At 70.5% G+C, this 26,910-nt stretch carries 24 protein-coding genes, 3 tRNA genes and 2 pseudogenes; 21 read left to right on the top strand and 8 right to left on the bottom strand.

The features are described 5' to 3' along the window. Positions 1 to 247 precede the first annotated feature (247 nt). Together O7621_RS06050 and O7621_RS06055 are read right to left on the bottom strand one after the other, a co-directional pair. Positions 248 to 628 (bottom strand): PPOX class F420-dependent oxidoreductase, encoded by a 381-nt coding sequence (locus tag O7621_RS06050; protein ID WP_282233116.1) that lies wholly within the window; start codon positions 626 to 628, stop codon positions 248 to 250. A gap of 82 nt (positions 629 to 710) precedes the next feature. Then, a complete protein-coding gene (locus O7621_RS06055) occupies positions 711 to 1,151 on the bottom strand; it encodes a DoxX family protein (RefSeq protein ID WP_282233117.1) in 441 nt (146 codons plus the stop codon). Between the two features lie 1,010 nt (positions 1,152 to 2,161). On the opposite strand from O7621_RS06055, the gene O7621_RS06060 reads away from it, so the two are divergent. Together O7621_RS06060 and O7621_RS06065 are read left to right on the top strand one after the other, a co-directional pair. Further along, positions 2,162 to 2,674 carry a hypothetical protein gene (locus O7621_RS06060; protein ID WP_282233118.1) on the top strand — a complete coding sequence of 171 codons (513 nt, stop codon included), beginning with the start codon at positions 2,162 to 2,164 and terminating at the stop codon, positions 2,672 to 2,674. 142 nt (positions 2,675 to 2,816) lie between these two features. Further along, entirely contained in the window at positions 2,817 to 4,007 is a 1,191-nt protein-coding gene (locus O7621_RS06065; RefSeq protein ID WP_282233119.1) for a hypothetical protein, read from the top strand. Between the two features lie 553 nt (positions 4,008 to 4,560). On the opposite strand, the gene O7621_RS06070 is transcribed toward O7621_RS06065, so the two are convergent. Both O7621_RS06070 and O7621_RS06075 read right to left on the bottom strand, forming a co-directional pair. Beyond that, positions 4,561 to 4,746, bottom strand: coding sequence for a DUF397 domain-containing protein (locus O7621_RS06070; RefSeq protein ID WP_278174709.1), 186 nt, complete (start codon positions 4,744 to 4,746; stop codon positions 4,561 to 4,563). Further along, positions 4,746 to 5,510, bottom strand: a complete 765-nt coding sequence (locus O7621_RS06075) for a helix-turn-helix transcriptional regulator (RefSeq protein WP_282233120.1) — start codon at positions 5,508 to 5,510, stop codon at positions 4,746 to 4,748. Before O7621_RS06075 ends, O7621_RS06070 begins: the two co-directional genes overlap by 1 nt. A gap of 253 nt (positions 5,511 to 5,763) precedes the next feature. Here O7621_RS06075 and O7621_RS06080 point away from each other — a divergent pair, with 253 nt between their 5' ends. Together O7621_RS06080 and O7621_RS06085 are read left to right on the top strand one after the other, a co-directional pair. Then, a complete protein-coding gene (locus O7621_RS06080; protein ID WP_282233121.1) occupies positions 5,764 to 6,054 on the top strand; it encodes a hypothetical protein in 291 nt (96 codons plus the stop codon). Between the two features lie 22 nt (positions 6,055 to 6,076). Beyond that, positions 6,077 to 6,346, top strand: a complete 270-nt coding sequence (locus O7621_RS06085; protein WP_282233122.1) for a hypothetical protein — start codon at positions 6,077 to 6,079, stop codon at positions 6,344 to 6,346. A gap of 43 nt (positions 6,347 to 6,389) precedes the next feature. Here O7621_RS06085 and O7621_RS06090 read toward each other — a convergent pair whose 3' ends face one another. From O7621_RS06090 to O7621_RS06105, 4 genes and pseudogenes are all read right to left on the bottom strand, one after another. Further along, on the bottom strand, positions 6,390 to 7,625 hold the full coding sequence (locus O7621_RS06090; RefSeq protein ID WP_282233123.1) for a family 1 glycosylhydrolase: 1,236 nt from the start codon (positions 7,623 to 7,625) through the stop codon (positions 6,390 to 6,392). 66 nt (positions 7,626 to 7,691) lie between these two features. Continuing rightward, positions 7,692 to 9,077, bottom strand: coding sequence for an NAD(P)/FAD-dependent oxidoreductase (locus O7621_RS06095; protein ID WP_282233124.1), 1,386 nt, complete (start codon positions 9,075 to 9,077; stop codon positions 7,692 to 7,694). Positions 9,078 to 9,141: 64 nt separating this feature from the next. After that, positions 9,142 to 10,458: a deoxyribodipyrimidine photo-lyase gene (locus tag O7621_RS06100; RefSeq protein ID WP_282233125.1), complete on the bottom strand. Its 1,317-nt coding sequence runs from the start codon at positions 10,456 to 10,458 to the stop codon at positions 9,142 to 9,144. A gap of 142 nt (positions 10,459 to 10,600) precedes the next feature. After that, positions 10,601 to 11,500: pseudogene (locus tag O7621_RS06105) on the bottom strand (phytoene/squalene synthase family protein); the annotation flags it as partial. Between the two features lie 131 nt (positions 11,501 to 11,631). On the opposite strand from O7621_RS06105, the gene O7621_RS06110 reads away from it, so the two are divergent. The 17 genes and pseudogenes from O7621_RS06110 (at position 11,632) to O7621_RS06190 (ending at position 26,872) form a co-directional block, all read left to right on the top strand. After that, positions 11,632 to 12,738, top strand: coding sequence for a polyprenyl synthetase family protein (locus O7621_RS06110; RefSeq protein ID WP_282234469.1), 1,107 nt, complete (start codon positions 11,632 to 11,634; stop codon positions 12,736 to 12,738). A gap of 33 nt (positions 12,739 to 12,771) precedes the next feature. Then, the gene (gene crtI, locus O7621_RS06115; protein ID WP_282233126.1) at positions 12,772 to 14,259 is read left to right on the top strand and encodes a phytoene desaturase family protein; all 1,488 of its coding nucleotides are present in this window, start codon (positions 12,772 to 12,774) and stop codon (positions 14,257 to 14,259) included. After that, positions 14,256 to 14,813, top strand: a complete 558-nt coding sequence (gene idi / locus O7621_RS06120) for an isopentenyl-diphosphate Delta-isomerase (protein WP_282233127.1) — start codon at positions 14,256 to 14,258, stop codon at positions 14,811 to 14,813. Before crtI ends, idi begins: the two co-directional genes overlap by 4 nt. A gap of 57 nt (positions 14,814 to 14,870) precedes the next feature. Further along, positions 14,871 to 15,851, top strand: a complete 981-nt coding sequence (locus O7621_RS06125; RefSeq protein ID WP_282233128.1) for a MerR family transcriptional regulator — start codon at positions 14,871 to 14,873, stop codon at positions 15,849 to 15,851. A 133-nt stretch (positions 15,852 to 15,984) separates the two neighbouring features. Then, positions 15,985 to 16,887 carry a polysaccharide deacetylase family protein gene (locus O7621_RS06130; RefSeq protein WP_282233129.1) on the top strand — a complete coding sequence of 301 codons (903 nt, stop codon included), beginning with the start codon at positions 15,985 to 15,987 and terminating at the stop codon, positions 16,885 to 16,887. A gap of 124 nt (positions 16,888 to 17,011) precedes the next feature. Next, a tRNA-Glu gene (locus O7621_RS06135) sits at positions 17,012 to 17,087 on the top strand. Positions 17,088 to 17,118: 31 nt separating this feature from the next. After that, positions 17,119 to 17,192, top strand: a tRNA-Asp gene (locus O7621_RS06140). A gap of 111 nt (positions 17,193 to 17,303) precedes the next feature. Continuing rightward, positions 17,304 to 17,377, top strand: a tRNA-Phe gene (locus tag O7621_RS06145). Positions 17,378 to 17,515: 138 nt separating this feature from the next. After that, the gene (locus O7621_RS06150) at positions 17,516 to 17,935 is read left to right on the top strand and encodes a hypothetical protein (RefSeq protein WP_282233130.1); all 420 of its coding nucleotides are present in this window, start codon (positions 17,516 to 17,518) and stop codon (positions 17,933 to 17,935) included. Positions 17,936 to 17,944: 9 nt separating this feature from the next. Continuing rightward, positions 17,945 to 19,588: a cation acetate symporter gene (locus O7621_RS06155; RefSeq protein ID WP_282233131.1), complete on the top strand. Its 1,644-nt coding sequence runs from the start codon at positions 17,945 to 17,947 to the stop codon at positions 19,586 to 19,588. Between the two features lie 131 nt (positions 19,589 to 19,719). Further along, positions 19,720 to 20,490, top strand: coding sequence for an ABC transporter ATP-binding protein (locus tag O7621_RS06160; RefSeq protein ID WP_282233132.1), 771 nt, complete (start codon positions 19,720 to 19,722; stop codon positions 20,488 to 20,490). 32 nt (positions 20,491 to 20,522) lie between these two features. Continuing rightward, on the top strand, positions 20,523 to 22,202 hold the full coding sequence (locus tag O7621_RS06165) for an ABC transporter permease (RefSeq protein ID WP_282234470.1): 1,680 nt from the start codon (positions 20,523 to 20,525) through the stop codon (positions 22,200 to 22,202). A 17-nt stretch (positions 22,203 to 22,219) separates the two neighbouring features. Next, a pseudogene (locus O7621_RS06170) lies at positions 22,220 to 22,786 on the top strand (flavin reductase family protein); the annotation flags it as partial. 98 nt (positions 22,787 to 22,884) lie between these two features. Continuing rightward, positions 22,885 to 23,862: an NAD-dependent epimerase/dehydratase family protein gene (locus O7621_RS06175; protein WP_282233133.1), complete on the top strand. Its 978-nt coding sequence runs from the start codon at positions 22,885 to 22,887 to the stop codon at positions 23,860 to 23,862. A gap of 64 nt (positions 23,863 to 23,926) precedes the next feature. Then, positions 23,927 to 25,132, top strand: a complete 1,206-nt coding sequence (locus O7621_RS06180) for an LCP family protein (RefSeq protein WP_282233134.1) — start codon at positions 23,927 to 23,929, stop codon at positions 25,130 to 25,132. Positions 25,133 to 25,283: 151 nt separating this feature from the next. Continuing rightward, positions 25,284 to 26,504: an LCP family protein gene (locus tag O7621_RS06185; RefSeq protein ID WP_282233135.1), complete on the top strand. Its 1,221-nt coding sequence runs from the start codon at positions 25,284 to 25,286 to the stop codon at positions 26,502 to 26,504. 32 nt (positions 26,505 to 26,536) lie between these two features. After that, complete coding sequence (locus tag O7621_RS06190) at positions 26,537 to 26,872, top strand: rhodanese-like domain-containing protein (RefSeq protein ID WP_282233136.1); 336 nt, start codon at positions 26,537 to 26,539, stop codon at positions 26,870 to 26,872. Positions 26,873 to 26,910 lie beyond the last annotated feature (38 nt).

Below are 26,910 nucleotides of genomic sequence, written 5' to 3' on the forward strand. Positions count from 1 at the left end.
GATCGGCGACGCTGCTTCGAGTGGAGGGCTCAGGCACGTTATTCGCGCGAATAACGTGCCTGAGCCCTCCACTCGACGGCGGACCGAGACTCGACGGACCGAGGTGCGCGCTTCTCGGCATGTGTGGCGTCGGCCGGCATGGGAGGTCCAACCAGGGATCGTGACGGCCTCCGGTTGGCTGGCCTGCACGGGCGGCGACAGCTCCGCAGCTGGCTAGGCTTGGTCACGGGTCGGAAAGTCGGGTCGATCAGAACGACACGATGATGCCGACCATTGGGGGGCGGCGTACCCGGAGCAGGCGAGCGAACCAGTTCCCTGCCCGTGCCATGAAGTACCGGCGGGCCAGTAGCTTGCGGGCCCGCGCCGTCCCGTCGCCGTCCAGCAGCCGGGCCGTTCCCGTCACACTCGGCGCGTCCGGTGCCACCGCCCCGTGTAAGGAACACGGCTGCACCCGAACGTGCGGGTTGTTCCGGATCCGCTTGACCTTGCCCGAGCCCGCTTCGGTCACGATCCAGAGTTCGCCACCGTGCGGTACGTGCCAGACCGGTGTGGCCACCGGGGCGCCGTCCTTGCGGTAGGTGGTCAGGCTGACGTACCGGCTACTGGCGATCTCATCGGCCGCGGTCACCAGGCCAGCGTAGCGAGTCGTGTCCGGGCCGCGCCCGCTGATCAAGCAGACATGCAGCCCGTCGAAAGTGGCCATCCGCTGGTCAGAGTGCGGCGGCGACGCAGGAGGCGACGAAGAGCACCTGCAGTAGCGTGCGCGGAACCAGGGGCGTGACCGGCCGATCGGCAATCTTCAGCTGACGCCGCGCCCCCGACACGTTGGCTGGGAACATCGCCAGGAGGAGGAGCGCGAGACAGATCGCCGCGACCGGGGCGGTCGACGGGAACGCTAGGCCGACGGCTCCGACCAGCTCCAGAACCCCGGTGATGGTGACCAGCAGCGGTGCCCGGGGCAGCCGAGGTGGCACCATCGCGATGAGCGAGTCGCGCCGCTTCGCACTGAAGTGGGCCACACCGGTCAGCACAAACATGAGGGCCAGTCCGCCACGCAGCGCCGGCTGCCAGCCGTCGAGCGCGTCGATGCCGAGCAGTCCAGCCATGCGCAGGACCAGCCAGCTGCCGATGAGGGCGATCAGGGGAGCCATCGCGTACCTCCATATCTTGTCAATGACAAGATATCGTCCAGAGCGGGCATCTTGTCAATGACAAGTTTGGCTTGCCATGCATTGACGCGGCGTGGAGCCTTGCTGTGCCGGTGGCCCTGAGCGTGGCGCTGGTCTACACCGAGCACCTGCTCAGCCGTGTACGCGGTCCACAACCGCGATAGACGGTCGGGCACGACCCCGGCAGGAACGGATGCTCGCAGGCGAGCAACGACCAGCCGATCTGGTACGAATGCCAGGTGGCCTACTTCGACGACTTGACCACCTACAGCTATAGCGAGGTCGACACCGTCGAGCTGGAACGGGAATGGCTACAGTTTCGGCCCGGATACGACCGGATCAACCGGGTGGCTCGATGCCTCGCACCTGTTCGAGGTGGGACCCACGCCAGACCGGTTCGCGAACACGCTGCTCGACATCATCGTGGCTCCACGTATCAACGCGGTGCGCGGATTCCACCGGTGCCCCTTCTGCCCGAATCGTCCGGGGGACTCGATGGTTTCCGTGGAGCATCCGAGCGGCAGAGTCTGGTTGGGACACACCGAGATCAGGGTGCCATCACGGCCAGGCGCGATGTTCGCTGCACCGTCGCTCATCTGGCATTACGTCACTGCCCACTCCTACCGACCGCCGGCTGAGTTCATCGAGGCCGTGGAGCAGGACGACCAGGGCTGGACTTCGGACGCGAGCCCCTGGATACCCCACGACGCTGTTCGCATCACGCTCGACTGATCCGATGCGCGCGTATCGTGGTCATCAAAGGGAGGATGCCAGGGGGCGCGGGAGGGGCACGTCCGCAAACCGTTCGCGGAGGTGGCCGTCGTCGTCCTGCGACGACTCGACACCCCGCCCACTACATCGGCAAGGTCGTGCCTCGATTGCCGCCTGCGACTCGGTGTGACGCCCGACGGCGGCAGATGCGGATGCTTCATCAGAGGCTGCCTCACCGCGAGGACTACGGTGGTGGTGTGCAGATTCCCCATCTCGGTACGGTGACGAAGACCGCCGAGCCGGGCTGGTATCGCAGTGCGCCGATACCGGTGCCGGTGTTGGGCGGTGGGCCTTGCCGCATCCGGGTCGACGGCTACGACGACGACCCGGCGCAGGAGGACTTCCACGCCGCGATTCGCAACTTCCTCGCGCTCGACCGATTGGCGTTGGCGGTGGCTGCGCCGTCAATCTACGCCTACTACCGCGATGTCGCGGATGACCTCCTGGCCGCCGGCGACGACGAGTGGCACGTTGAGATCAGCGGCCCCGACGAGGTCCTGGCCCATGTCCAGCTTGGCAACGAGCCGATCGTCGTGCGCGACCCCTACGACGATCGCCGCGTCTATGTCTCGATCGGGGGCGAGTGTGCCTGGGAACCTGAGCACGGCCTGCAGATCGTGTTCCGCGACGGTGCCACAGTGACCAAGGTGGGACCGTACGACGGACACCTCACCAACTCGGCCGCCTACGCCGACGACGAACTCGATGGCGTCGTCTACCACAGTTCCCGGTAACGGTGTAGCTGGACCCCCTCGGATCCCCTGAACGCCCGGTCCGCAGCAGATCCAGACAGCAGCGGCAGATCGGCGAGTTCAAGGTCATATCCGCTGGCCCGGTGGCCCGTCCATGAGCGATTCTCACCGGTACGATGCGCCGGTGGAAATCTTGGCGCAGATGCGGTCCGTACCAACGCTCGAACGGTTGCTCTGCCATCCCAGGCTGCCGTTGATAGCCGGTTGGGAGACCGAACGCCCGGCGATCCGGATCTGGGAGTACACGGTCGGGCAGTTGCGTGAGGTTGGCGGTGTCGGTGCAGATTCGGCCGTCTACGACGCCCCCGACTATGCCCGGCGCAAGCGGACACCCTCCGCCGCCTGGCATCCGGACGAGCCGCAGCTGATCGTAGCGGACGGTAACAGTACGGCCTGCTGGACTCCTTTGGGCATCACCACAATCGATGGCGTTCCGTCGACTGAGTACCAACGGGAAGTGGCATTCGGTCCGGACGGTCAGACGCTCTGGTTGTCGCCCAGCGGCGGAGAGAACGGCTGGGAGTCCTCCATCGCGCTCGACCTCGCCTCCGGCGCAACCGCAGTCGGCCCGCGCTGGGACACCGGAGTCGCGGCGTATCCGGGCGGTGGCCTCTTAGCCACTCTACAAAGCGAGCAGGGTGCCACGCTGGTGCTCTTCTCTCGGGATGAGCCGGTGCTGCGGCCATTGCGGCGGGTGTTGGTCCTCGACTGCGACGGATACGAGACACCTATCTTCAGCCCGGATGGGCGGTATTTCGTAGTGCGGGGCAACGCCTACGAAGAATCGCTGGAGGTGTTCGAGTTTCCTTCGCTGCGTCGCGTTCTCGGCCTGACACTCGGGGACCCAAGTCCGGGGTACCCGTACCCGCAGGAGCGGGTGGACAATATGCGCGCCTGGTCGCGCCACAACGTCGCGTTCGGGCCAGCTCCGGGTGTTCTCTGGATCGGTACGCCGGAGGGTGCCGTCATCGAGTTCGAGATCGACGGGAAACGGGCGGCCGAGTATGAAGCGCTGCCCGGGTCGATGGTGACGGCCCTGGCGGCTGCCGCTACAGGCGAGTTGATCGTTGCCGGCCGCGACGGCACGCTTCTGGTGCTGTCGGGGGGACGGGCCGGCCCAGCCGAGGCATCAACCGCCGCAGTAACCGAGTTCCTTGCCGGCACCTCTGAGGCTTCGGTCATCGACATGAACCAACTTGACCTCACCGATGGAAGCCGGATCTGGCAGCCCAGCGATCTGCAAACGGTCACCGACGCATCAGACAGCGACCCGTCATGGCTGAAGATCCGGGCTGCCATGAACCGGCTTACCTAACCTCAACGCGAAGACGCCGCGCCGAGTTGCGCATCGCGGTTTGGTGGTCGGCAGCGAGAAACGACAGCACCATCGGCGTGGGCTGTGGTCGGGTCGCGCAAACGATTGCCAGCGGGGCACCTGTACGAACATTGGGATGATCAGCTGTGCTGATCTCGGCGCGTCCGGAGCCGGCAGCTGGCACCGCCATCACCCGTTGGGACGATCGGTTCGCGGCGTGAGCGGATCTCGCTGTACCGCCCCGCCACCGTCGACCGCCGGAGCAGCGCGTGGCGGCAGGTTCAGATCCGGACGCCCGCGATCGGCGACGCTGCTTCGAGTGGAGGGCTCAGGCACGTTACTCGCGCGAATAATGTGCCTGAGCCCTCCACTCGACGGCGCACCGAGACTCGGGACCGAGACTCGATGGACCGAGATGCGCGATTTGCGGTCACGCTACGCCGGCGGTCCGGCGGTCCGGCGGTCCGGCGGGCGTGCGGGACGGCTCCATCCCCTGAGACCAGGGCCGGCGCTTGCTACACGTTGTCGGCGGAGGAGGGGTAGGCGCGGCTGGTCAGTGGTGGTGCTTGGCCAGCTCGACGAAGGAGCGCCAGGCGGACGGGCCGAAGGCCAGGGTGCCGCCGTCGCGGTCCTTGGTGTCCCGGACCAGCACCCGGCCGGGCAGGTTGTCGGCCACCTCGACGCAGTTGCCGGATGCACCGTTCGACCGCGACGACTTCCGCCATGCTGGTTCATTGATCACTGGATCATCCTTAACATCAGGTCTCGGGTCTGGTCGGCGGACAGCGCCAACTCGTTGACTGCCTCCCAGATTAGTTCCAGTTCGAGTACGTCACCAGCGGTGGTGGCGAGGCGTCCTCGCAGCAGATCGTCCAGATAGCCGACCCGCCTCCCGTCGCTCATGGTGGCCAGCGCCAGAGGTCCGCTGAGGCCAGCGTGGAGGCCGGCCGACTCGGGGACCGCACGGATCCGGATGGTTGGCCGGTGCCCGAGGTCGACCAGGTGGGCAAGCTGGTCCTTCATCACCTCGCGCGGACCACGACGCAACGCCGTCTCCTCGACCAGGACCACCAGGTCCACCGGGGGATCGCGGTCCAGCACCGCGCGTTGCCGCTCCTGACGGGTCGCGATCACCTCCTCGAGCCGGCCCCGGTTGGACGGCACGCCCGTGAAGACCTGCCGCATGTACGCCTCGGTCTGCAGCAGCCCAGGAACCAGGGTCGGCTCCCAGGCCCGCAGCAGCACCGCGCGTCGCTCGTGGTCGACCCAGGAGCGCAGCCAAGGTTGGCGGTCCTCTCTGCCCTCTCTCGACAGCTGCTGGAGCTGGTCACCGGAGTTCAGTAACTTGTCGAGATCCTTCGCGGTGTCCTCCTTGGGCACCAGCCGACCGGTCTCGAAGCTGGCAATGAGCGACTTCGACACGCCTGCCGCTTTGGCCAACTGGGTCTGGTTCATGCGCTGGGACAGCCGGAGCCGTCGAAGCTCTACAGGCAGTTCAGTCATGTTTATAACCTCCAATAACTCGGGCTCATCTTTATCTCTGCGATTTTCATGTTGCCCTATGTTCGGGCAGGAGTCCAGGGTGGATCACGACGGGAGATTGACTCGACGAGTGAGGGGGCGACGGTGGAGGTGGGGGCGCTCGTCGGGGCGGCGCTGCTCGGCTTCTGCGCCGGGCTGTGGTCGTTCAAAGTCAAATCCAGATGGTGCCCCAGCTGCGGGCGCGCTACCTGGCCGATGGAGCGGGGCGCCGACGGTGTCCAACGGCCACGCGGCGATGGAAGGCCCGATGGGTAGCCGGCTGCTGCGGACGCCGGAGCCGAAACCAGGGGACGTGCTGTTGATCGGCCGGGAAGCGAGCATGCAGTTCGCCGGCGACCGGAGAATTCGATTTCGGGTCATCTCGGTGGACCGGAAACCGACCTACGACGGCTGGGTCTGGCTCACCGGCTACGTCATAGACGAACGCGGGTACGCAGCCGAGCGGCGGGAGATATTCGTGCAACGCGACGGACTCTACCGACTGGCCAAACGGCAGTCGACATAGCAATTGATCAAGGAGAGAAAAGATGATCACCGAGATGGTACGTGACTGGTGGCTGCGCTGGCTCGACTGGCGCTCCGGCCGGTCGACGGCGTCCAGGCGACTCGAATACCTGCGCCGCGAACGGCACGGACAACACCAACGCGGCCGTACGACGGCCCGGCACCGTCGACTCGACGGAAACCGGGGACGCCACTGGTCGGCGGAGGCTACCGTCCTGGTCCCGACGCTGCGTCCACTGATGACCTACGGCCAGCAACTCGGCTACCGGCTGCCGCCGCACCGGGTGAGCTGACCGGCGGGGTACCGCCGGATGATGAGTGGAGGGTGCGGGATGATCAGGGCAGGGCGCGGCTGGTCGCGACGGCGGCGTACCGGGCGGTGCTCGGCTTCGGGGTCCGCGCGAACGTCTCCCGGTCGACGATGTGCAGGCCGAAGTGGAAACGGTAGCCGGCTGCCCACTCGAAGTTGTCCAGCAGCGTCCAGTGGCAGTAGCCGAGCACCGGGACGCCGTCGTCGATCGCGTCGAGCAGGCCGGCCAGCGACGGCTCGATGAAGGCCGCCCGCAGGGCGTCGTCGTCGACACCGACACCGTGCTCGGTCACGAGGACCGGCACCCCGCTGACCTGGTACGCGTACCGCACGGCACCGCCGAGTGACGTCGGGTCGATTGCCGAGCCCAGTTGGTGCAGGGTGGCCCCGGGCGGCGGCGGCAACATCCGGTCCGCGTCGTAGACGGCACTCTCGTAGTTCTGGATGCCGATGAAGTCGTCGGCGCTGGCCAGCCGCAGCCAGCGGTCGTACAGCTCGGCGCGCTTGCGGTCGCGCAGCGTGGCGTCGTCGCCGGTCACCCGGTCGTCGACGATGGCGATGGACAGCCCCACCGGCAGGTCGGGCCGGCTGGCCTTGATCGCCGTACGGGCGGCGAGATGACCGGCCGTCATGCCGTCGCGCATCGCGTCGAACTCCTCCGGCAGCATGATGTTGCTGACCCGGTAGCGGGGCACCCCGGCCGCGGCGCCGGCCGCCTCCAGGGTGGCCCGCTCCAACTCCCGCGCCGACTCCGGCACGTCCGCCCAGGACAGCAACTGCGGCAGGTTCGGCTCGTTGAGGGTGACGGCCATGGTGATCCGGTCACCGAAGTGGCGCATCACCTGGTCGCAGTAGCGGGCGAACAGCTCGGGAGCGGCCGGGTCCAGCCAGCCGCCGCGTACGGCGAACCAGTGCGGGCAGGTCATGTGGTTGAGCGTCACCACCGCGGCCAGGCCCCGCCGCGAGCAGCTGTCGACGATCGCCGCGTAGTGGTCCAACGTCTCGGTGGAGAAGCTGCCCTCCTCTGGCTCGACCCGGGCCCACTCCACGGAGAACCGGAAGGCACCCAGCCCCATCGCCTGCACCAGGTCGAGGTCCGTCCGCCACAGCTGCCAGCTGTTGCAGGCCCGGCCGGACCGCTCGGCGAAGACCGTCGGCGCGACGTTCTCCAGGAACCAGGTGTCGCTGCTGGTGTTGTCACCCTCGGTCTGGTGACCGGAGGTGGCGACACCGAAAAGGAAGCCGTCCGGGAAGCGTCTCATGGATGGACATCATTGCTTGCCTGACCGAGTCCGTCCAGAACGAGTATGGAGGCGGGCCGCTACCGGTCAGGTGAGCTGCTGTACGGCGGACTGGATGGCGCGGTGCACCGTCGGGTACGCGTAGATCATGTGCCGCAGGCTGGTCAACGGCACCTCACCGTGCACCGCCACGGCGAGCGCGCCGAGCACCTCGCCGCCGGTCGGTCCCGCCGAGGTCGCCCCGACCAGCAATCCCCGGTCGGCGTCGGCGACCAGCTTGATGAAGCCGTCGTTACCCGGCCCGTGGATCCAGCCACGCGACGACTCGGCGACGTCGGTCACCGCCACCGCGACGTTCAGGCCCTGCTCGCGGGCCTGGCGTTCGGTCAGGCCGACCGCGCCGATCTCCGGGTCGGTGAAGGTGACCCGGGGGACCGCCCGGTACTCGGCCGCCGGCCCGCCCTGGTCGAGGATGTCGCGCACCGCCACGTCCGCCTGGTACATGGCCAGGTGGGTGAAGGCACCGTGGCCGGCGACGTCACCGACCGCCCACAGCCCGTCGGTGACCGGCATCCGTTCGTCGGCGACCCGCATCCGCTCGTCGACCGGCAGGTGCCGGGCCGCCGGGTCCAGTCCGACGGTGTCGAGGCCGAGTCCACCGAGGTCGCTGCGCCGACCGGTGGCGACCAGCAGCCGCTGCCCGCTCTCCGGGCCGCCCTGCGACAGGTGTACGGCGAAGGTGTCGTCGCGGTGCTCGACCCACTCGGCGCGGCTGCCGAGCCGCAGCCGGATCCCGTCGTCACCGAGGGCGCGGGCGGCCAGCGCCGACGACTCCGGCTCCTCCCGGGACAGCAGCCGCTCACTGGGCTCGACGATGGTCACCCGTACGCCGAACCGGGCGAACACCTGGGCCAGCTCCAGCCCGATCGCGCCGCCGCCGAGCACGACCAGCGACTCAGGCAGCTCGGTGACCTCGATCGCTTCCTTGTTGGTCCAGTACGGCGTGCCGGACAGTCCGTCGATCGGCGGCACCACCGGCACGGTGCCGGTGGCGAGCACCACGCCCCGGCGGGCGCTGAACACCTGCCCGTCGACGTCGACCCGCCCGGGTCCGGTGAGCCGGGCGGCACCGTGCAGCACCCGTACCCCTTTGCCGGTGAGCCGGTCGACGGCGGCCGTGTCCGACCAGTCGGCGGTGGCCTCGTCGCGGATCCGTCGGGCCACCGGCGTCCAGTCCGGACGGATGTCGGCGGTGCCGGCCAGGCCGTCGATCCGGCGGCCCTCAGCGAGCGCGTTCGCCGCCCGGATCATCATCTTGCTCGGTACGCAGCCCCAGTACGGGCACTCGCCGCCGACCAACCGGCGCTCCACACCGACCACGTCCAGCCCGGCCTGGCTGAGCCGGCCGGCGACCTCCTCACCGGCCACGCCCAACCCGACGACGACGACGTCCACCTGTTGCGGCTCACTCATCCGGCCAGCATGTCACCACCGTCGGCGGCCCGCCGACCGGGCGGCCCGCTGACCGGACGCCGACTCAGCGGTCCGACAGCGGCGGCGGGTAGTCCAGGCCGGCGCGGACGGCGAGCGGCAACCGCCACGGCTCATGCACCGCCGCCCCGGCAACGCTGGCCAGCTCCGGCACCCAGCGCCGAACGTACTCGCCGGCCGGGTCGAAGCGGTGCGCCTGGCGCAGCGGGTTGAAACCCCGGTACGGACGGGTGTCGTTGCCGGTACCGGCGACCCACTGCCAGTTGCCGGAGTTGTTCGGCAGGTCGCCGTCGAGCAGCCAGCGGCCGAACCAGCTGAGGCCGTCCCGCCAGTCCAGGCCGAGCTCCTTGGTGAGGTACCCGGCGGTGATCAGCCGGGCGCGGTTGTGCATCCAGCCTTGCGCCCGCAGCTGCCGCATGCCGGCGTCGACGATCGGCACCCCGGTGTGCCCGGTCTGCCAGGCGTCGAGGGCGTCGGCGTCGTAGCGCCACTGCTCGGCGGCCCCGCGCCGGTACGCGGTGGTCGCCAGGTCGGGGAAGGCGTTCGCGACCTGGTAGTGGAAGTCCCGCCAGCACAGTTGCCGGACGAACGGACCGGCGCGGTCCCCGGCGGCGGTGGCGACCTCCAGCGGCGACAGACAGCCGAACCGCAGGTAGGGGCTGAGCCGCGAGGTGGCGTCGCCAGCCAGGTCATCGTGGCTGTCGCCGTACCGGTCGAGGCGGCTGTCGCCGTACCGGTCGAGGTCGCCCAGCCAGTCGCGCAGCCGGCGCCGCCCGGCGGTCTCGCCCCCGGCTGCAGCCTGCGGCGACTCTCCGTCCGGCACAGCTGGCAGCCGTCCGACGCCGGGACCGCCGGGTAGCCGGATCCGCTCCGGAGCGGCGTAGGCGGTGCGCCAGTCGGCGCCGGCCCAGGCCCGGAAGTACGGCGTGAAGACCTTGTAGTGGTCGCCGTTGGTCGGGGTCAGCGCGCCCGGGTCGACGACGGTCAGCCCGGGAAACGCGCGGAACGCGATCCGGTGCCGCTCGCATTCGTCGGACAGCCGCCGCTGCCGGTCCCGGGCGTAGTGGCTGACGTCGGCGGAGACGGCGACGCCGTCGGCGTCGACCTCACGGGCCAGCCGAACTGTCTCGGCCACCGGGTCGCCGCGGCGGATCAGCAGGTCGCCGCCGAGCCTACGCAGGGTCGCCCGCAGGTCGGCGAGGCTCTGGCGCAGGAACCGGTCGCGATTGGCCGACCGGCCGGCCAACCGTGGGTCGAGGACGAACAGCGGCACCACCTGTTCGGCGGTGGCGCAGGCGGTGGCCAGCGCCGGCTGGTCGTTCACCCGCAGGTCGCGGGTGAACAGCACGACAGCGGTACGCACGGCGCTACGGTGCGGTCGGTGAGGGAACGGTCGGCTCAGGCTCGGGCGCTGGCGCTGGCGCTGGCGCGGGCGCGGGCGAGGTCGGCGGCGGTGTCGACTGTGTCGGTGTCGGTGTCGGTGTCGGCGGGGCGGTGACGTCGACCGGACCGGGCAGGGTGACCGGGGTGCCGGCCGGGGTGAGCAGGGACCGCAGCGCCACAGCGGCCCGGCGACGGTTGGGAACGGTGGCCCGGCGACGGAACACGTCGTAGCCCTGCGCGGCGATCTCGTCGAGGATGCCGCCGTACAGCGCGTACGCGGTGCGGATGCAGGCCTGCGAGGCGGGTTCGAGCAGGGTGACGCCGGGGGCGGCCGCCGCGTAGTGGCCCCGGGCGCGGCCGACCTCGTACCGGATCAGCTCGATGATCGGCGGGGTCGCCTGGCGGCGTCGGGCGGCGTCGACCAGGTCTGCCCGGGCCACCCCGAACCGCGTCAGGTCCTCGTCCGGCAGGTAGGTACGGCCACGGTCCAGGTCCTCGGCGACGTCGCGGATGAAGTTGGTGAGCTGGAAGGCGAAGCCGAGCTGTCGGGCCGGTTCCCGGGCGGCGGCCCGGTCGGTGCTGCCCAGGATCGGCAGCATCATGGTGCCGATCACCGCCGCCGAGCCCTCCATGTAGTCGAGCAGGTCGGTGTAGCGCGGGTACGAGGTGAGGGTCAGGTCCATCGCCATGCTGCGCAGGAACGCGGTGAAGTCCGCCTTGTCCAGGTCGAACACCGCGATGGTGTGCAGTACGGCGGGCAGCAGCGGATCGTCGACCGGGGCACCGTGCAGCCCGGCGAGGAACCGTTGCCCCCAATGGTCGAGTGCGGCTGCCCGGTCGGCAAGCGGCAGCTGGTCGGTGCGGTCGACGATCTCATCCGCGTACCGGGTGAATCCGTATAAAGCGTGAACATGCCGGCGTTTCCACTGCGGCAGCAGCCGGGTCGCGAGATAGTAGGTGCGCCCGTGTCGTCGGTGCAGGTCACGGCAGTTCGCGTAGGCAGCGGGCAGATCGACGTTCACCGGGCCTCCTCGGCTATCGACGCAAGAATCGACGCAACTTCAGACCCTAGGGTACGCTCGTTCGCGTGGCCAATCACACAGTTGCCGGCACCGACCGCAGCGCGTCGGTCGACGAGCCGGCAGGGTCGGCCATCCCCGGCTCGCCCCCGCCCCGCCGCCGTGACCTTCTGACCGCGGCTGTCGACGACACGTTGATCGACTTCCTCTCCGTCGAGATCGACGCGCTCGACCGCATCGATCCGGCGCTGCGCCCGTTCGCGCAGGTCGCCCGGGACACCGTGCTCGCTGGCGGCAAGCGGCTGCGGCCGGTCTTCGCCCACTGGGGCTGGCGCGGGGTGGTCGGCCCGGACGCGCCGCTGGCCCCGGTGTTGCCGGCGCTGGCCGCGCTGGAGCTGCTGCACGCGTTCGCGCTGGTGCACGACGATGTGATGGACGGCTCTGCGACCCGTCGCGGCCGCCCCACCGCCCACCGCCGGCTGGCCGGGCAGCACCGGTCGGCCGGCCGCGACGGCGACCCCGACCGATTCGGCGACGGTGCCGCCGTACTGGTCGGTGACCTCTGCCTGGTCTGGGCCGACCGGCTGCTCGGCCAGGCCGGCGTGCCACCCCGGACCCTGCTGGACGTGCGGCGCCGCTACGACCAGATGCGGGTCGAGACGATCGCCGGGCAGTACCTGGACGTCCTCGGCGAGACCGAGGCCGACACCTGGTCGGTCGACCGGGCGCTGCGGGTGGCCCGGCACAAGACCGCCAGCTACACCGTGCTGCGGCCGCTGCACCTCGGTGCGGCCCTGGCCGGACCCGGCGCCGACCCGGCGATCCACGAGGCCTACCGGCGCTACGGCACCAACGTCGGCGAGGCGTTCCAACTGCGCGACGACCTGCTCGGCGTCTTGGGTGACCCGGCCACCACCGGCAAACCGGCCGGCGACGACCTGCGGACCGGCAAGCCGACGGTGCTGCTGCTGATCGCCCGCGAGCTGGCCACCGAGGCGCAACGCGCCGAACTCAACCGGCCGCCGTCCGCCACCGACCGGCAGTCCGGTCGGAATGCCGATCGACGGGTGCAGCGGCTGATCGAGATCGTCGTCGAGACCGGCGCCGCCGACCAGGTGGAACAGCTGATCGAGCAACGGGTACGGGAGGCGGTCGACGCACTGGCCGACGCCCCGATCGACCCGGCCGCCCGTCGCGCGCTCACCGGCCTGGCGGTGACCGCCACCACTCGGCAGGCATGATGTGAGCATCGTTCAGAAGGAGGTGGTCGCGGCATGCGTACCGTGACCGGGGCGACCGAACGCGTCGTCGTGGTCGGTGCCGGGCTCGGCGGGCTGGCCTGTGCCCTGCACCTGGCCGGTGCCGGCCGGCAGGTCACCCTGCTGGAACGCGAGTCGGTGCCGGGTGGACGGGCCGGGCGGCTGGCACTCGACGGCTACGAGTTCGACACCGGGCCGACCGTGCTGACCATGCCCGAGCTGATCGCCGAGGCGCTCGGCGCGGTCGGCGAGGAGCTCTCCGACTGGTTGGAGCTGATCCCGCTCGACCCGGCCTACCGGGCGTACTACCCGGATGGGTCCACACTAGACGTCGTCACCGACACCGCCCGGATGGCGGCCGAGGTGGCCCGGGTCTGCGGCCCCCGCGAAGCCGACGGCTACCTGCGCTTCGTCGACTACGCGCGGCGGCTGTGGCAGCTGGAGCGGGCCGACTTCATCGACCGCAACCTGGACAGCCCGCCGGACCTGCTCACCGGCAACCTGCTGCGGCTGCTGGCCGCCGGGGCGTTCCGGCGGATGCAGACCAAGATCGAGCAGTTCTTCACCGACCCCCGTACCCAGCGGATCTTCTCGTTCCAGGCGATGTACGCCGGCCTGGCCCCGCACGACGCGCTGGCCATCTACACCGTCATCGCCTACCTGGACTCGGTGGCCGGGGTGTCGTTCCCCCGGGGCGGGATGCACGCCGTACCCCGGGCGCTGGCCGGCGCCGCCGAGAAGCACGGCGTGCAGATCCGCTACGACACCACGGTCACCCGGGTGGAGACCACCGGTGGTCGGGCGCGCGCGGTGCTCACCGCCGCCGGTGACCGGATTCCCGCCGACGTCGTGGTGCTCAACCCCGACCTACCCGTCGCCTACGCCGAACTGCTGCCACCGGCCCGCCGCCGGCGGCTGCGCTACTCGCCGTCCTGCGTGGTGCTGCACCTCGGCGCCCGGCAGGGCTACCAGCAGATCGCCCACCACAACGTCCACTTCGGTCGGCTGTGGAAGGGCACCTTCGACGAGGTCATCCGCCGGGGAGAGCTGATGAGCGACCCCTCGCTGCTGGTCACCAACCCGAGCCGGACCGACCCGTCGGTGGCCCCGCCCGGCGGGCACACCTACTACGTCCTCGCTCCGGTGCCCAACCTGGACAGCGGGCGGCTGGACTGGCGCGGCGACCTGCCGCAGCGGTACGCCGACGAGCTGATCGCCACCCTGGCCGAGCGCGGCTACCGGGGCCTGGCCGACGGGATCGAGGTCCGCGAAATGATCACCCCGGCCGACTGGGCCGACGCCGGAATGGCCGCCGGGACACCGTTCGCCGCCGCGCACACCCTGTTCCAGACCGGCCCGTTCCGACCCGGCAACCTGCATCCCACCCTGGAGAACGTGGTCTTCGTCGGCTCCGGCACCCAGCCGGGGGTCGGCGTGCCGATGGTGCTGATCTCCGGCAAGTTGGCCGCCGGTCGGATCACCGGTGCGGGGGGTGCCCGATGACCGGGACGTCGCGGGAGAGCCATCTGGTCGAGTTGGTCGACCCGGCCGGGCGACCGGTCGGATCGGCCACCGTCGCCGCCGCACACCAGCCGCCGGGCCAGCTGCACCGGGCCTTCTCGGTGATCCTGGTCGACCCGGCCGGCCGGCTGCTGCTGCAACAGCGGGCCGCGGTGAAGACCCGGTTCCCGCTGCGCTGGGCCAACACCTGCTGCGGCCATCCGCTGCCCGGCGAATCGGTGACCGAGGCGGCCAACCGCCGGCTCGGCGAGGAGGTGGGCGTCGCGCCGGTGCCGTTGACCGAGCTCGGCGTGCACACCTACCAGGCCACCGACCCGGTCACCGGCCGGACCGAGTACGAGTACGACCACGTACTGCTGGGTGATCTCGACCCGGCCACCCCGCTGCGGCCCGATCCGGCGGAGATCGCGCAGCTGCGCTGGATGCCGCCGGATGAGCTGCGGGCCGGCCTGACCGATGACCCGTACGCCTACGCCCCGTGGCTGGCCGGCGTCGTCGACCAGCTGTCGCGTCGGGCCGGCGGGACCATGACGTGAACGCGGAGCGGAACGGTGTGAACGCGGAGCGGCACGGCGGGGCTGCGGAGCGGCCAGGTGAGCGATGACGCGCTGAGCGCGGGCAGCGTGGCACGCCGGCTCGGCGTGGCGGTGACCACGCTGCGCACCTGGCACCAGCGGTACGGGCTCGGCCCGACCCGGCACGTCAAGGGGCACCATCGCCGGTACAGCCGGGAGGATCTGGCCCGGCTGGAGGTGATGCGTCGGCTCACCGCCGAAGGCGTGTCCCCGGCCGAGGCGGCGCGATGGGCACGCGGCAACGCGGCTCCACCCGCCCCCGCCGGCCCCGGGCAGGGCCGGGCCGGCGGCGGGCACACCATCGCCGTCGGCACCGCCGGCCCGGCCGCCCGGGGTCTGGCCCGGGCCGCCGTACGCCTGGACGACCTGGCGATGCGGGAGATCATCGAGCGTGGGCTGCGTACCGACGGGGTGATCGCCACCTGGGACCGGGTGGTCCGCCCGGTGCTGGCCGGCGTCGGTGACCGGTACGCGGCCACCGCCGGCTTCATCGAGGTGGAGCATCTGCTGTCCCGGTGCGTCTCCGCCGCGTTCGCGTCGGTGACCGGTCCGGCGTCGGTGACCGGTCCGGTCCCGGCGGCCCTGCCGGGTGATTCTTCGGGCCCGCTTGCCGGCGCTGGTTCCGGTGTGCTGCTTGCCTGCACCGACGACGAGCAGCACACCCTGCCGTTGGAGGCGCTGGCCGCCGCACTCGTCGAGGCCGGCGTGGTCGCCCGGTTGCTCGGTGCCCGGGTACCGGTGACCGCGCTGGTCGCCGCCGTCGACCGGACGGGTCCGGCCGCCGTGGTGCTCTGGTCGCACACCTTGGCGACCGCGGACCTCGGGCAGTTGACTGCGGCCCGCTCCGGACGGCACCGTCCGGTGCTGGTCCTCGCGGTCGGGCCGGGCTGGCCGGTCCCCGAGCTGCCGGACGGGGTACGGCACTGCGCCGACCTGACAGACGCATTCACGCTCTGCCGGTCCGCCGACCGGTCGGTCGGCCAACAGCACTTACCGTAGCTGTCGGCGGTACGGCCCGTCACCGCCGATGGTCGGCAGTGCTGGTGTCCGATGTGCGGGGTCGAGTTGTGCGGATTGATCGACTAACGTGTGCTTCGCTCGATCTCCGTCCACCCCCTCGCCCGGAGTCGACATGTCGAAACGCACCGTGTCGAAACGTGCCATGGTCGCGGCAGGCCTGGCGGTGTTCGCGCTGCTGGTCGGCAGCGAAAGCATCGCCGCGCTGCGTGGTGCCCGGCAGACACCGGCGCAGGTACCGGCCACCGCCGCTCTCGGTTCCGCACCGGAGCGCGCTGCTCCCACCCCCGAACCGGTGCCCTCACCCGGCCCTCGCGACCCGGTGCCGGCGTCGACGGACGACCCCGCCGACCAGCGGCCCTCGGCCGCCGTGACCGGCGGCTCACCCGGGGCGTCCGCCCGGCCCGCCGTCGACGAGAGCCTGCTGCATCGGCGTACCGGTGGTCGGCAGGTGGCGTTGACCTTCGACGACGGGCCACATCCGAGGTGGACGCCGCTGATCCTCGACGAACTGCGGGCGGCCGGGGCGCGGGCAACCTTCTGCGTCGTCGGTGCCCAGGTGCGGCGGTACCCGGCGCTGGTCGTCAGGATGGTCCGGGAGGGACACGCCCTGTGCAACCACACCTGGAGCCACGAGCTCGACCTCGGGTCGCAGTCGACCGACGAGATCCGGGCCGACCTGCTGCGGACCAACAAGGAGATCCAGAAGGTGGTGCCCGGAGTGCCGATCGAGCACTTCCGGCACCCCGGCGGCCTGTGGACGCCGAAGGTGGTCACCGTGGTCGAGGAGCTGGGAATGGTCCCGCTGGACTGGGACGTCGACCCGCAGGACTGGCGCAAGCCCACCAAGGATGAGCTGGTGGCGCAGGTCACCACCGAGGTCCGGCTCGGGTCGATCATTCTGCTGCATGACGGTGGTGGCGACCGGTCGGCCACCGTCGCCGCGCTGCCGGTCGTGGTCCAGGAGCTGAGGCAGCGGTACGGCATCACCCTGCTCGGTGCTAGCCTTTCCCCCTGATCCGTCCGGTTCGCCGATCTGGTTTGGTCCGGGGCATACTCGTCACGTATGCTTTCGCAAGCTTCCGGCGGGGCCGGATGGGAGCACTACCGTCGGAGTCGTGATGTGCGATGATGACGGGGCCGCCCTCATCGTCTAGCGGCCCAGGACGCCGCCCTTTCAAGGCGGTAGCACGGGTTCGAATCCCGTTGGGGGCACCACCGGCCGACCGACCGGCCGGAGCAACACCGAGGTCCTGTGGAGCAGTCGGAGTGCTCGCCGCCCTGTCAAGGCGGAGGTCGCGGGTTCAAGTCCCGTCAGGACCGCGCAACGCCGATCGCCGTGCGTTTCCCACGCGCGGCGTTGTGCGTTCCGGGGCCCATGGCAACCGGTCCGGCTGCTGAGGTCGCCGGATGGGTATCATGACCCCAGTGCCCGGCCAGGTAGCTCAGTTGGTACGAGCGTCCGACTGAAAATCGGAAGGTCGGCGGTTCGACCCCGCCCCTGGCCACAAAGCCTCTCGCCGGGCTTCAGCAGCGCCCAATCGCCTCCTGCGGTTGGGCGCTTCGCTGTGGGATGACGCGTAACGGATCACGCCCACGCCGGCGCTCGCTCTTGACTTTCCGCGACGGGCCGTGAGACTGCCGGCATGGCCGAACACGACGGCACCGGGCCCGCTGCGGCGCCCGCGCCCGCCGACCCGCCACCCCGGCGGGTGCGGGTCGTGCTGGGCGAGGTCGGCCGGCGTGGGGACGCCGACCGGCTGCGTACCGACCTGGCCGAGCAGACCCAGATCGGCGAGGCACTGGTACGCGGCCTGGTCCGGGCACAGTTGGCGTTGGCGATGCGGCTGGCGGTGGTGGTCGTGGTCGGCCTCGGGTCGCTGCCGATGCTGTTCGCGATCGCCCCGGGCGTCGCGGAGATCAAGATCGTCGGCGTCAACCTGCCGTGGCTGCTACTCGGGGTGGCCGCGTTTCCGTTCCTGGTCGCGGTCGGCCTGACCTACGTCCACCTCGCCGAACGCAACGAACAGGACTTCGTCGCGCTGGTCCGCCGGCCGGAGCGCTGAGCGGCGCCGATGACCAACCCGTACGTGATCCCTGCGCTGGTCGTGGTCACCCTGGTGACCGTCGCGATCGGCTTCTACGGGCTGAAGCTGGCCCGGACCACGTCCGACTTCCTGGTCGCCTCGCGTACCGTCAGCCCGTCCTGGAACGCGGCGGCGATCAGCGGCGAGTACCTGTCTGCCGCATCGTTCCTCGGCATCGCCGGCCTGATCCTCAAGTACGGCGTCGACGTGCTCTGGTACCCGGTCGGCTTCGCCGCCGGCTACCTGGCCCTGCTGCTGTTCGTCGCGGCCCCGCTGCGCCGGTCCGGGGCGTTCACCCTGCCGGACTTCTGCGAGATCCGGCTCAGCTCCCGGCGGCTGCGCCGGCTCGCCACCGTCTTCGTGATCTTCATCGGCTGGTTCTACCTGCTGCCCCAGCTGCAGGGCGCCGGGCTGACCCTGGCTACGGTCACCGGCGCGCCGTATCCGCTGGGAGCGCTGCTGGTCGGCGGGGTGGTCACCGCCAACGTGGCGCTCGGCGGTATGCGGGCGGTCACCTTCGTGCAGGCGTTCCAGTACTGGCTCAAGTTGACCGCGCTCGCCGTACCGGCGGTCTTCCTGGCCATGCAGTGGCAGTCCGACGGGCGGCCGCCGGTCAGCCCACCGGACGGGCTGACCTTCACCCAGGCGACCACCGTGGTGGTCGAGCGGTCCGCGACGCTCAACTACGCCGACGGCCGGACCGAGCAGGTGATCCCGGGCACCGAGTTGACCTTCGCCGCCGGGGACCGGGTCCCCGAGGTGTCCGGGGCCGAAGCCGACCGGGGAGCCGCCTGGCTGCTGCCCGGTGACCCGGACCGGGGCGACCAGGGGCTGTTCGCCACCTACTCGCTGATCCTGGCGACCTTCCTCGGCACGATGGGGCTGCCGCACGTACTCGTGCGGTTCTACACCAACCCCGACGGTGCCGCCGCCCGCCGCACCACGCTGGTGGTGCTCGCCCTGGTCGGCCTGTTCTACCTCTTCCCCACCCTGTACGGGGTGCTCGGCCGGGTGTACACACCGCAGCTGCTGATGACCGGACGCTCGGACGCGGTCGTGGTGCTGCTGCCGGAGGCGGCGCTCGGCGGCGGACTGCTCGGGCAACTGCTCGCCGCGCTGGTAGCCGCCGGGGCGTTCGCCGCCTTCCTGTCCACCTCGTCCGGGTTGCTGACCAGCGTCGCCGGGGCGGTCTCGACCGACGTGCTGCGGCGCAACTCGGTACGCGGGTTCCGGCTGGCGACCCTGGTCGCCGGGGCGGTGCCGATGGTCCTCGCGTTGAACGTCTCGGGCCTGGACGTCTCCCAGGTCGTCGGGCTGGCGTTCGCGGTGGCCGCGTCGAGCTTCTGCCCGCTGCTGGTGCTGGGCATCTGGTGGCGTGGCCTGACCGACGCCGGTGCCGCCGCCGGCATCGTCGCCGGTGGCGGCGCCGCCGTCGGCGCGGTGCTGTGGACCGTGCTGGGTCCGCCACTGACCGGCTGGCCGGCGGTCCTGGTCGCGCAGCCGGCGGCCTGGACGGTGCCGCTGGCGTTCGCGGTGATGATGCTGGTGTCGGTGGTCACCCGGCGGCGGTTGCCGGGTCAGGTGAACGCCCTCATGCTGCGACTGCACGCGCCGGAGAGTCTGCGCCCGTGAGATGCCTTCGGCTGCCGTGACGTGCCCGCGGCGAGGTCGGTCGGATCGGTGTCGCCGTCGTGCCCGGGTATGAGAGCCGGATCGTCCCTCAGCGGGAGCGTATCCGAGGTCCCGCTGGTTACCGTCGGACCATGACAGATGCTGCCCAGCCCGGCGGGCAGGCGCTCGTCCTGCGTGGCCTGGCCAAACGATTCGACGACAAGGTCGCGGTCGCCGGGGTCGAGCTGGACGTCCCGGTCGGCTCCTTCTACGGACTGCTCGGCCCGAACGGTGCCGGCAAGACCACCACGCTGTCGATGGCGGTCGGGCTGCTACGGCCGGACGCCGGTCACGCCCACGTCCTCGGCCACGATGTCTGGGCCGACCCGGTGCGGGCGAAGCAACTGCTCGGCGTACTGCCGGACGGGGTGCGGCTGTTCGACCGGCTCACCGGTGCCGAGCTGCTCGCGTACCACGGTCTGCTGCGCGGGATGGACCCGGCGGTGGTCGACCAGCGGGCCGGCGAACTGCTCGACGTGCTGGCGCTCGACGACGCCGGACGCACCCTGGTGGTCGACTATTCGGCGGGCATGAAGAAGAAGATCGGGCTGGCCTGTGCGCTGCTGCACGGACCCCGGCTGCTGGTGCTCGACGAGCCGTTCGAGGCGGTCGACCCGGTCTCCGCCGCGCTGATCCGCGACATCCTGCAGCGGTACGTCGTCGGCGGCGGCACGGTGATCTTCTCCAGCCACGTGATGGCCGTGGTCGAGCGGCTCTGCAGCCACGTGGCGATCCTCGCCGACGGAGTCATCAAGAAGGTCGGCACGTTGGACGAGGTCCGGGCCGGGCGGTCACTGGAAGAGGTCTTCGTCGACGTCGTCGGCGGTCGCACGGCCACCGGCGAGGAACTGGCATGGCTGTGACCGGGCCGACCGCCGACGTGCCCGCCACCGACATGCCCGCCACCGCCGGCCGACGTCCGGTGCGGGCCCGGCACTTCGTCCACCTCAAGCTGCGGGTGATGGGCAACAACCTGCGTGGCCAGGGCTGGCGGATCGCACTGTTCATCGGCGGGATCATCGCCGGGCTGTGGTTCGCCGGCAACGGTTTTCTGATCCTCGCCGCGCCGGGGTTCGTCGACAGCGAACAGGGCATGTTGCTGGCCGCCGGGTTCGGCGGCACCCTGCTGGTGCTCGGCTGGCTGCTGCTGCCGCTGGCCTTCTTCGGGGTGGACGAGACGCTCGACCCGGCCCGGTTCGCGTTGCTTCCGCTGCGTCGGCGGACCATGGTCACCGGGCTGCTGGTCACCGGACTGATCGGCGTGCCGTCGATCGCCACCGGGCTGGCCACCCTGGGGCTGGTGCTCAGCGCGGCGCTGCTCGGCGGCCCGCTGGCCGGCACCGTCCAACTGGTCGGGGTCGCCGCCGGTCTGCTGCTCTGCGTCCTGGGCAGCCGGGCGATAACCAGCGCGTTCGCCGGCATGCTGCGGTCACGCCGGGTGCGTGACCTGGCCGCGGTGCTGCTCGCCGTGCTGGCCGCGTTGCTCGGCCCGCTGCAACTGCTGGTCATCGGTGGACTGGGCAACGCCGACTGGGACCAGTTGGCTGAGGTGGCGGGAATTCTCGGCTGGACTCCGCTGGCCGCCCCGTACACGATGGGGTCCGACGTGGTCGACGGACGGCTCTGGGCGGTGCCGATCAAGCTGGCGGTCACCGCCGCCACCCTGGCCGGCCTGTACCGGTGGTGGTCGAGGTCGCTGGAGTCGGCGATGGTCGGCACCGCGAGCGGCGGCCCGGCCAGGGCGGTGGCCGCTGCGTCCGGTACCCCGGTGAGTCAGCTGTTCCCCCGGCTGCTCGCCCGGACCCCCCGCGACCGGTACGGCGCACTGGTCGCCCGGGAGGTGCGCTACTGGTGGCGGGACATGCGGCGACGGGCCAACCTGATCACCGTCGCCGTGGTCGGGGTGTTCATCCCGGCGTTGATCAACGTCGGCGGTTTCAGCGCCTTCACCTACGACCCGGACGGTTCAGTGGGCGCCGGACCGACCGCGTCGGCGACCAGCGTCAGTATCTCGATGCTCTTCGTCGGTGCGCTCGCCGCCGTGACCCTGGCCAACCAGTTCGGATTCGACGGCAGCGCGTACGCGGCGAACGTGATCGCCGGCGTGCCGGGGCGGCTGGAGCTGCGCGCCCGGGTGGTCGGGTTCTCCGTGTACATCGTGCCGCTGCTGGTGGTGATCTCGGCCGGCCTCGGGTTGTTCCTGCGTGAACCTGGCTGGATCCCGGTCGCCGCCGGGACGCTGTTCGCCGCGTACGGTGCCGGGTTGGCGGTCAATCTGATCGTCTCGGTTGTCGGTGCCTACTCGCTGCCGGAGACGTCGAACCCGTTCGCGCTGAACAGCGGTGCCGGCGTGGCGAAGAGCATGCTGGCGCTGGTGGCGATGGTCGCGTCGGCGGCGGCCGCGGTGCCGATCGTGCTGGCCACCGCGCTGCTCGGCGAGGTCTGGTACTGGTTTGCCCTGCCGGTCGGCGTCGGATACGGCCTGGGTGCGGTGGCCCTCGGCCTGTACATCACCGGTGACCTGCTGGAACGACGGATGCCGGAGCTGCTCGCCACGGTGACGCCGCGCCGGTGACTCCCGACTGGGTCACAATGTTTCACGTGAATCATCCCGAGCCCGGTGCCGAGATCCACTATCGCGACCCGTTCGCCACGGCGAACGAGGACCGTTCGCCCGCGCGGCGGCTACGGGGCCGGCTGGCCGCACCGGTGACGCTGTGGACGGCCGGTGGTGGGTCGGCTCCGCTCGCCGGACTGACCGTGTCGTCGACGGTGCTGGCCGAGGGCGACCCGCCTCGACTTCTCGGGCTGCTCGACGAGGAGTCGCAGCTGTGGGAGGTGCTCCGCGAGTCGGGCAGGTTCGCGATGGTTCCGCTGAGCCCGGCGCACCGACAGCTCGCGGACCGGTTCGCCGGGCTGATGCCGGCACCGGGCGGACCGTTCAAGGCAGCGGAGTGGCAGCCCACCGGGTACGGCCCGGTCCTCGCGGGGGCGAGTGGGTGGGCGGGCTGCCGGCTCGACGACGCCCGACCGTACGGATGGGCGATGCTGGTGGAGGCGACCGTCGAGACGGTCACGGTCGGCGACGAAGGCGACGCCGGGCCGCTGATCCACTATCGCGGCCGGTACCGGGAGCTCGGCGAGCCGCGCGGCCGGTAGCTCGGTCCGGGCACGTTCCGCAGCGTCCCTAGCGCACACCGGCCCGACCCGGGTGGCAACCGCTGCCCGGCCGGGGCACTACCACTAGGCTCGGGGGCATGCTGCCTGTTCCCCGATTCGGCGACGGCCATCGAGTGCTGGTCACCGGAGGTGCCGGTTTCGTCGGAAGCCACCTCGTCGACCGGTTGGTCGGGCGTGGTTGTGCGGTGGTGGCGGTGGACAACTTCGTCACCGGCTCCAAGGAGAACGTCGCCCACCTCACCGACGAACCCCGGTTCACCCTCGTCGAGGCGGATATTTCGGACGGGTTGCCGGATCATCACCCGGCGGTGCGTCAGCGGTTCGACGCGATCATGCATCTCGCCTCGCCGGCCAGCCCGACGGACTTCGCGACCCTGCCGATCGAGATCCTGCGGGTCGGCTCCCTCGCCACGTTGCATCTGCTGGACCGGGCGGTCGCCGACCGGGCCCGGTTCATCATGGCGTCGACCTCAGAGGCGTACGGCGACCCGTTGGTGCACCCGCAACCGGAGACCTACTGGGGCAACGTGAACCCGATCGGGGTGCGCAGCGTCTACGACGAGGCCAAGCGGTTCGCCGAATCGGCGACGATGGCGTACCACCGGTACCGCGGCCTGGACGCCGGCATCGTGCGGATCTTCAACACGTACGGGCCCCGGATGCGGCCGGACGACGGCCGGGCCATCCCCACCTTCATCAGCCAGGCGCTGCGCGGCGAGCCGATCACCGTGCACGGTACCGGCACGCAGACCAGGTCGATCTGCTACGTGGCGGACCTGGTGACCGGGATCGTCGCGCTGCTCGACTCCACCGAGACCGGGCCGATCAACTGCGGCACCGAGCATGAGCTGACCATGCGGGAGCTGGCCGAGCAGATCGTCCAGCTGGTGGGCAGCTCGTCGACGATCAACCTGGTCGCCCGCTCCTCGGACGACCCGGAGATGCGCCGTCCGGACCTGACCCTGGCCCGCACCAGGCTCGGCTACCAACCGACGGTGGACCCGCAGGACGGGCTGCGCCGCACCATCGCCTACTTCCGCCAGCGACTCGGCTGATCGGCGGCGTCGGTCCGGCAGTCGAGTCGTCGGCGGGCGAGCGCCCGGTACGTACGCTGGAGGCATGTCAGCCAGCAATCAGCACGGTGACCGGTCAGCCAGCAGCCGCCACGCTGGCCGGGCCGTCCCCGGCCGGACGACCGCTCCGGCCGGCGCCGCGTACGGGTCCTCGACCGGCCGGGCGCAGGTGCCGGTCGGCGGTCGTGCCGGCAACCAGTACGGCGGTCGTGCCGGCGTTCAGGGCGGTGGCCCGCCACGCCGGCCGCGGCCCCGCTGGGGGCGCATCGCCCTGGTCGGCGGGGTGGCGCTGGTGGTGCTGGCCCTGCTCGCCAGCGGTGGGCTCTGGGCGTACGCCCGTGGGCTGGACCAGGACCTGGGGCGGACCGATCCGTTCTCGCAGATCACGCAGGGGCGGCCGCCGGCTGCGGTGGACGGCGCGCTGAACATCCTGCTGATCGGCACCGACTCACGGGATCCGGACGCCCCGGTCGACCAGGCCGGCAAGTGGCGGGCGGACACGATCATCGTGATGCACATTCCGTCGTCACACGACCGCGCCTATCTGGTGTCGATCCCGCGTGACCTGTACGTGCCGATTCCGTCGGACGCCGCTGCGGCCTGCGAGACCGGCGAGCGGGCCAAGATCAACGCCGCGTTCGCCTGGGGCGGCATGCCGCTGGCGGTACGGACCGTGGAGTGTTTCACCGACGTGCGGATCAATCACGTGATGTCGATCGACTTCGCTGGTTTCGTCGAGGTCACAGACGCGCTCGGTGGGGTCGACCTGACCGTCGAGCAGGACACGACGTCGATCCACAAGCCGTACCGGCAGTTCAGTGCGGGCGTCAATCACATGAACGGCGCCGAGGCGCTGGACTGGGTCCGCCAACGCAAACAGTTTCCGGACGGTGACTTCGCGCGTATGCGTCACCAGCAGGAGTTCCTGCGCGCACTGATGGACAAGGCTGTGAGTTCGGGCACACTGTCGAACCCGGTCAAACTGAATGCGTTTCTCAAGGCGACGACCCAGGCGGTAACGGTCGACCAGGGCTTCTCCCTGGTCGACATGGCACTGCAGTTCCGCAAGCTACGGGGGGAGAACCTGCACTTCCTGACCAGCCCGCACAACGGCAGCGAGACGATCAACGGCGAATCGGTGGTCGTCTCCGACCGGGAGCAGGCATTGTCGATGTACCAGGCGATGGCGGCCGATCAGATGACCGCCTGGGTCCAGGCCAATGTCACGCCCAGCCCGGGTGCCAGCGACTGACTGCTCCGGGTCGGTTACTGAGTGGGCATCGTTGGTGGTCGGTCGGTGACTGGCCAATCCGACACAAATTTGAAACCCGAGCAGGGTCGATAAATCGACCAAGTTTCCGTACAGTGGGCTCGCCCTATTGTCACGCCCCCCAGGAGCAGGCATGCCGGTTCAGACCCGCCGACGTTCGACGTCGACCGAGTCGGGGAACCCGCTCGCCACCCGTGGCGCGGCCGGGCGTCGGTCGAGTGGCCGGTCGGGTCCGGGCTCCGGCCGCAGCGGCTCCGGCCGGCGTCCCCGCCGCAAGGACCCGATCTGGGCCCGCACCATGGTCGTGCTGGGCGCACTGCTGATGATGCTCAGCGGCACCACGATCGTCGGCAGCAAGTGGCTGATCGCCCAGGCGACCAGTGGGATCGAGCAGTCGAACCTGCTCGGCGTCGCCGGCAAGACCGACGCCGAGGGCGGTGACAGCCTCGAGGGCCCGATCGACATGTTGCTGCTCGGCATCGACCACCGGGGCAGCTGGGCAGAGTCGGACACCCGGGCCGACACGATCATCATCCTGCACATTCCCGCCACCCACGACCAGGCGTACCTGATCTCCGTCCCCCGGGACACCGAGGTCGAGATCCCGCCGTTCGACAAGAGCGGGTGGCCGGGTGGGGTCGGCAAGGCGACCGAGGCGTTCTTCCACGGCGCGCAGAACGGCGCCGGGCACGACGGTGGCGCCCAGTTGATGGCGGAGACGATTAAGAACCTCACCGGGGTCAGCTTCGACGGCGCCGCGATCATCAACTTCAGCGGCTTCAAGTCGGTCATCGACAGCCTCGGCAGCGTCCGGCTCTGCGTCGACGAGGACACCCCGTCGATCCACATGACCCTGGTCGACGGCCAGCCGATGTGGAACTCCGACGCTGCCAAGGTCAGCGGGGAGAAGCAGCAGGTCGTGCACAAGAAGGGCTGCCGCGAGATGCAGGGCTGGGAGGCGCTGGACTTCTCCCGGCAGCGGTACGGGCTGGACAACGGCGACTACGACCGGCAGAAGAACCAGCAGAAGCTGATCAAGGCCATGGCCAAGAAGGCGATGGCCAACGGGGTGATGACCAACCCGCTCAAGCTCAACGAGCTGATCGACGCGGCCGGCAAGGCGTTCGTGCTGGACACCGGCAAGGTGCCGCTGCCGGACTTCGTCTTCACCCTGCGTGGGGTGGCCGCCAACGACCTGGTCATGCTGCGGACCAACGGCGGCAGTTTCAACGGCAACAGCGCCGGCCGGGAGAACATCGATCCGCTCAGCCAGGACATGTTCCAGGCGGTCAAGAACGACAATCTCGCCGAGTTCATCCTCGCCAACCCGACGGTGCTGGCCGGCCAGGAATAGCCGGAAGCCGGCTGTCCCATAGGCTGTTCGGCATGCACGGATCACCGATCCCCACCGTCGACGTCCCCGACGTCTCCGCCGACGCGTACCTGCTCGACGTGCGCGAGCCCGAGGAATGGGCCGCCGGGCACGCGCCGGGCGCCCACCACCTGCCGATGATGGAGATCCCGCACCGGTTGGCCGACGTCCCGAAGGAGGGCGACGTGGTGGTGGTGTGCCGGTCCGGCGGCCGGTCCGGGCAGGTCGTCGCCTACCTCAACCAGCACGGCTGGGACAACGTCCGTAACCTCGCCGGCGGAATGCAGGACTGGGCGGCGCACTCCCGGGCGATGGTGAGCGAGTCCGGCGAACCGCCCCGGGTCCTCTGATCGGTGGCCCGGCGCCGGCGGCCCGGCACTGCCCAAAA

The sequence above is a fragment of the Solwaraspora sp. WMMD937 genome, assembly GCF_029581175.1.
GTDB lineage: Bacteria > Actinomycetota > Actinomycetes > Mycobacteriales > Micromonosporaceae > Micromonospora_E.

Coding starts and splice junctions, on each gene's coding strand:
- O7621_RS06185 (WP_282233135.1), top strand. CDS start 25,284: ATGCCGGTTCAGACCCGCCGACGTTCGACGTCGACCGAGTCGGGGAAC.
- O7621_RS06095 (WP_282233124.1), bottom strand. CDS start 9,077: ATGAGTGAGCCGCAACAGGTGGACGTCGTCGTCGTCGGGTTGGGCGTG.
- O7621_RS06055 (WP_282233117.1), bottom strand. CDS start 1,151: ATGGCTCCCCTGATCGCCCTCATCGGCAGCTGGCTGGTCCTGCGCATG.
- O7621_RS06130 (WP_282233129.1), top strand. CDS start 15,985: ATGTCGAAACGCACCGTGTCGAAACGTGCCATGGTCGCGGCAGGCCTG.
- O7621_RS06160 (WP_282233132.1), top strand. CDS start 19,720: ATGACAGATGCTGCCCAGCCCGGCGGGCAGGCGCTCGTCCTGCGTGGC.
- crtI (WP_282233126.1), top strand. CDS start 12,772: ATGCGTACCGTGACCGGGGCGACCGAACGCGTCGTCGTGGTCGGTGCC.
- O7621_RS06165 (WP_282234470.1), top strand. CDS start 20,523: ATGCCCGCCACCGCCGGCCGACGTCCGGTGCGGGCCCGGCACTTCGTC.
- O7621_RS06075 (WP_282233120.1), bottom strand. CDS start 5,510: ATGACTGAACTGCCTGTAGAGCTTCGACGGCTCCGGCTGTCCCAGCGC.
- O7621_RS06190 (WP_282233136.1), top strand. CDS start 26,537: ATGCACGGATCACCGATCCCCACCGTCGACGTCCCCGACGTCTCCGCC.
- O7621_RS06085 (WP_282233122.1), top strand. CDS start 6,077: ATGATCACCGAGATGGTACGTGACTGGTGGCTGCGCTGGCTCGACTGG.
- idi (WP_282233127.1), top strand. CDS start 14,256: ATGACCGGGACGTCGCGGGAGAGCCATCTGGTCGAGTTGGTCGACCCG.
- O7621_RS06175 (WP_282233133.1), top strand. CDS start 22,885: ATGCTGCCTGTTCCCCGATTCGGCGACGGCCATCGAGTGCTGGTCACC.
- O7621_RS06090 (WP_282233123.1), bottom strand. CDS start 7,625: ATGAGACGCTTCCCGGACGGCTTCCTTTTCGGTGTCGCCACCTCCGGT.
- O7621_RS06155 (WP_282233131.1), top strand. CDS start 17,945: ATGACCAACCCGTACGTGATCCCTGCGCTGGTCGTGGTCACCCTGGTG.
- O7621_RS06180 (WP_282233134.1), top strand. CDS start 23,927: ATGTCAGCCAGCAATCAGCACGGTGACCGGTCAGCCAGCAGCCGCCAC.
- O7621_RS06150 (WP_282233130.1), top strand. CDS start 17,516: ATGGCCGAACACGACGGCACCGGGCCCGCTGCGGCGCCCGCGCCCGCC.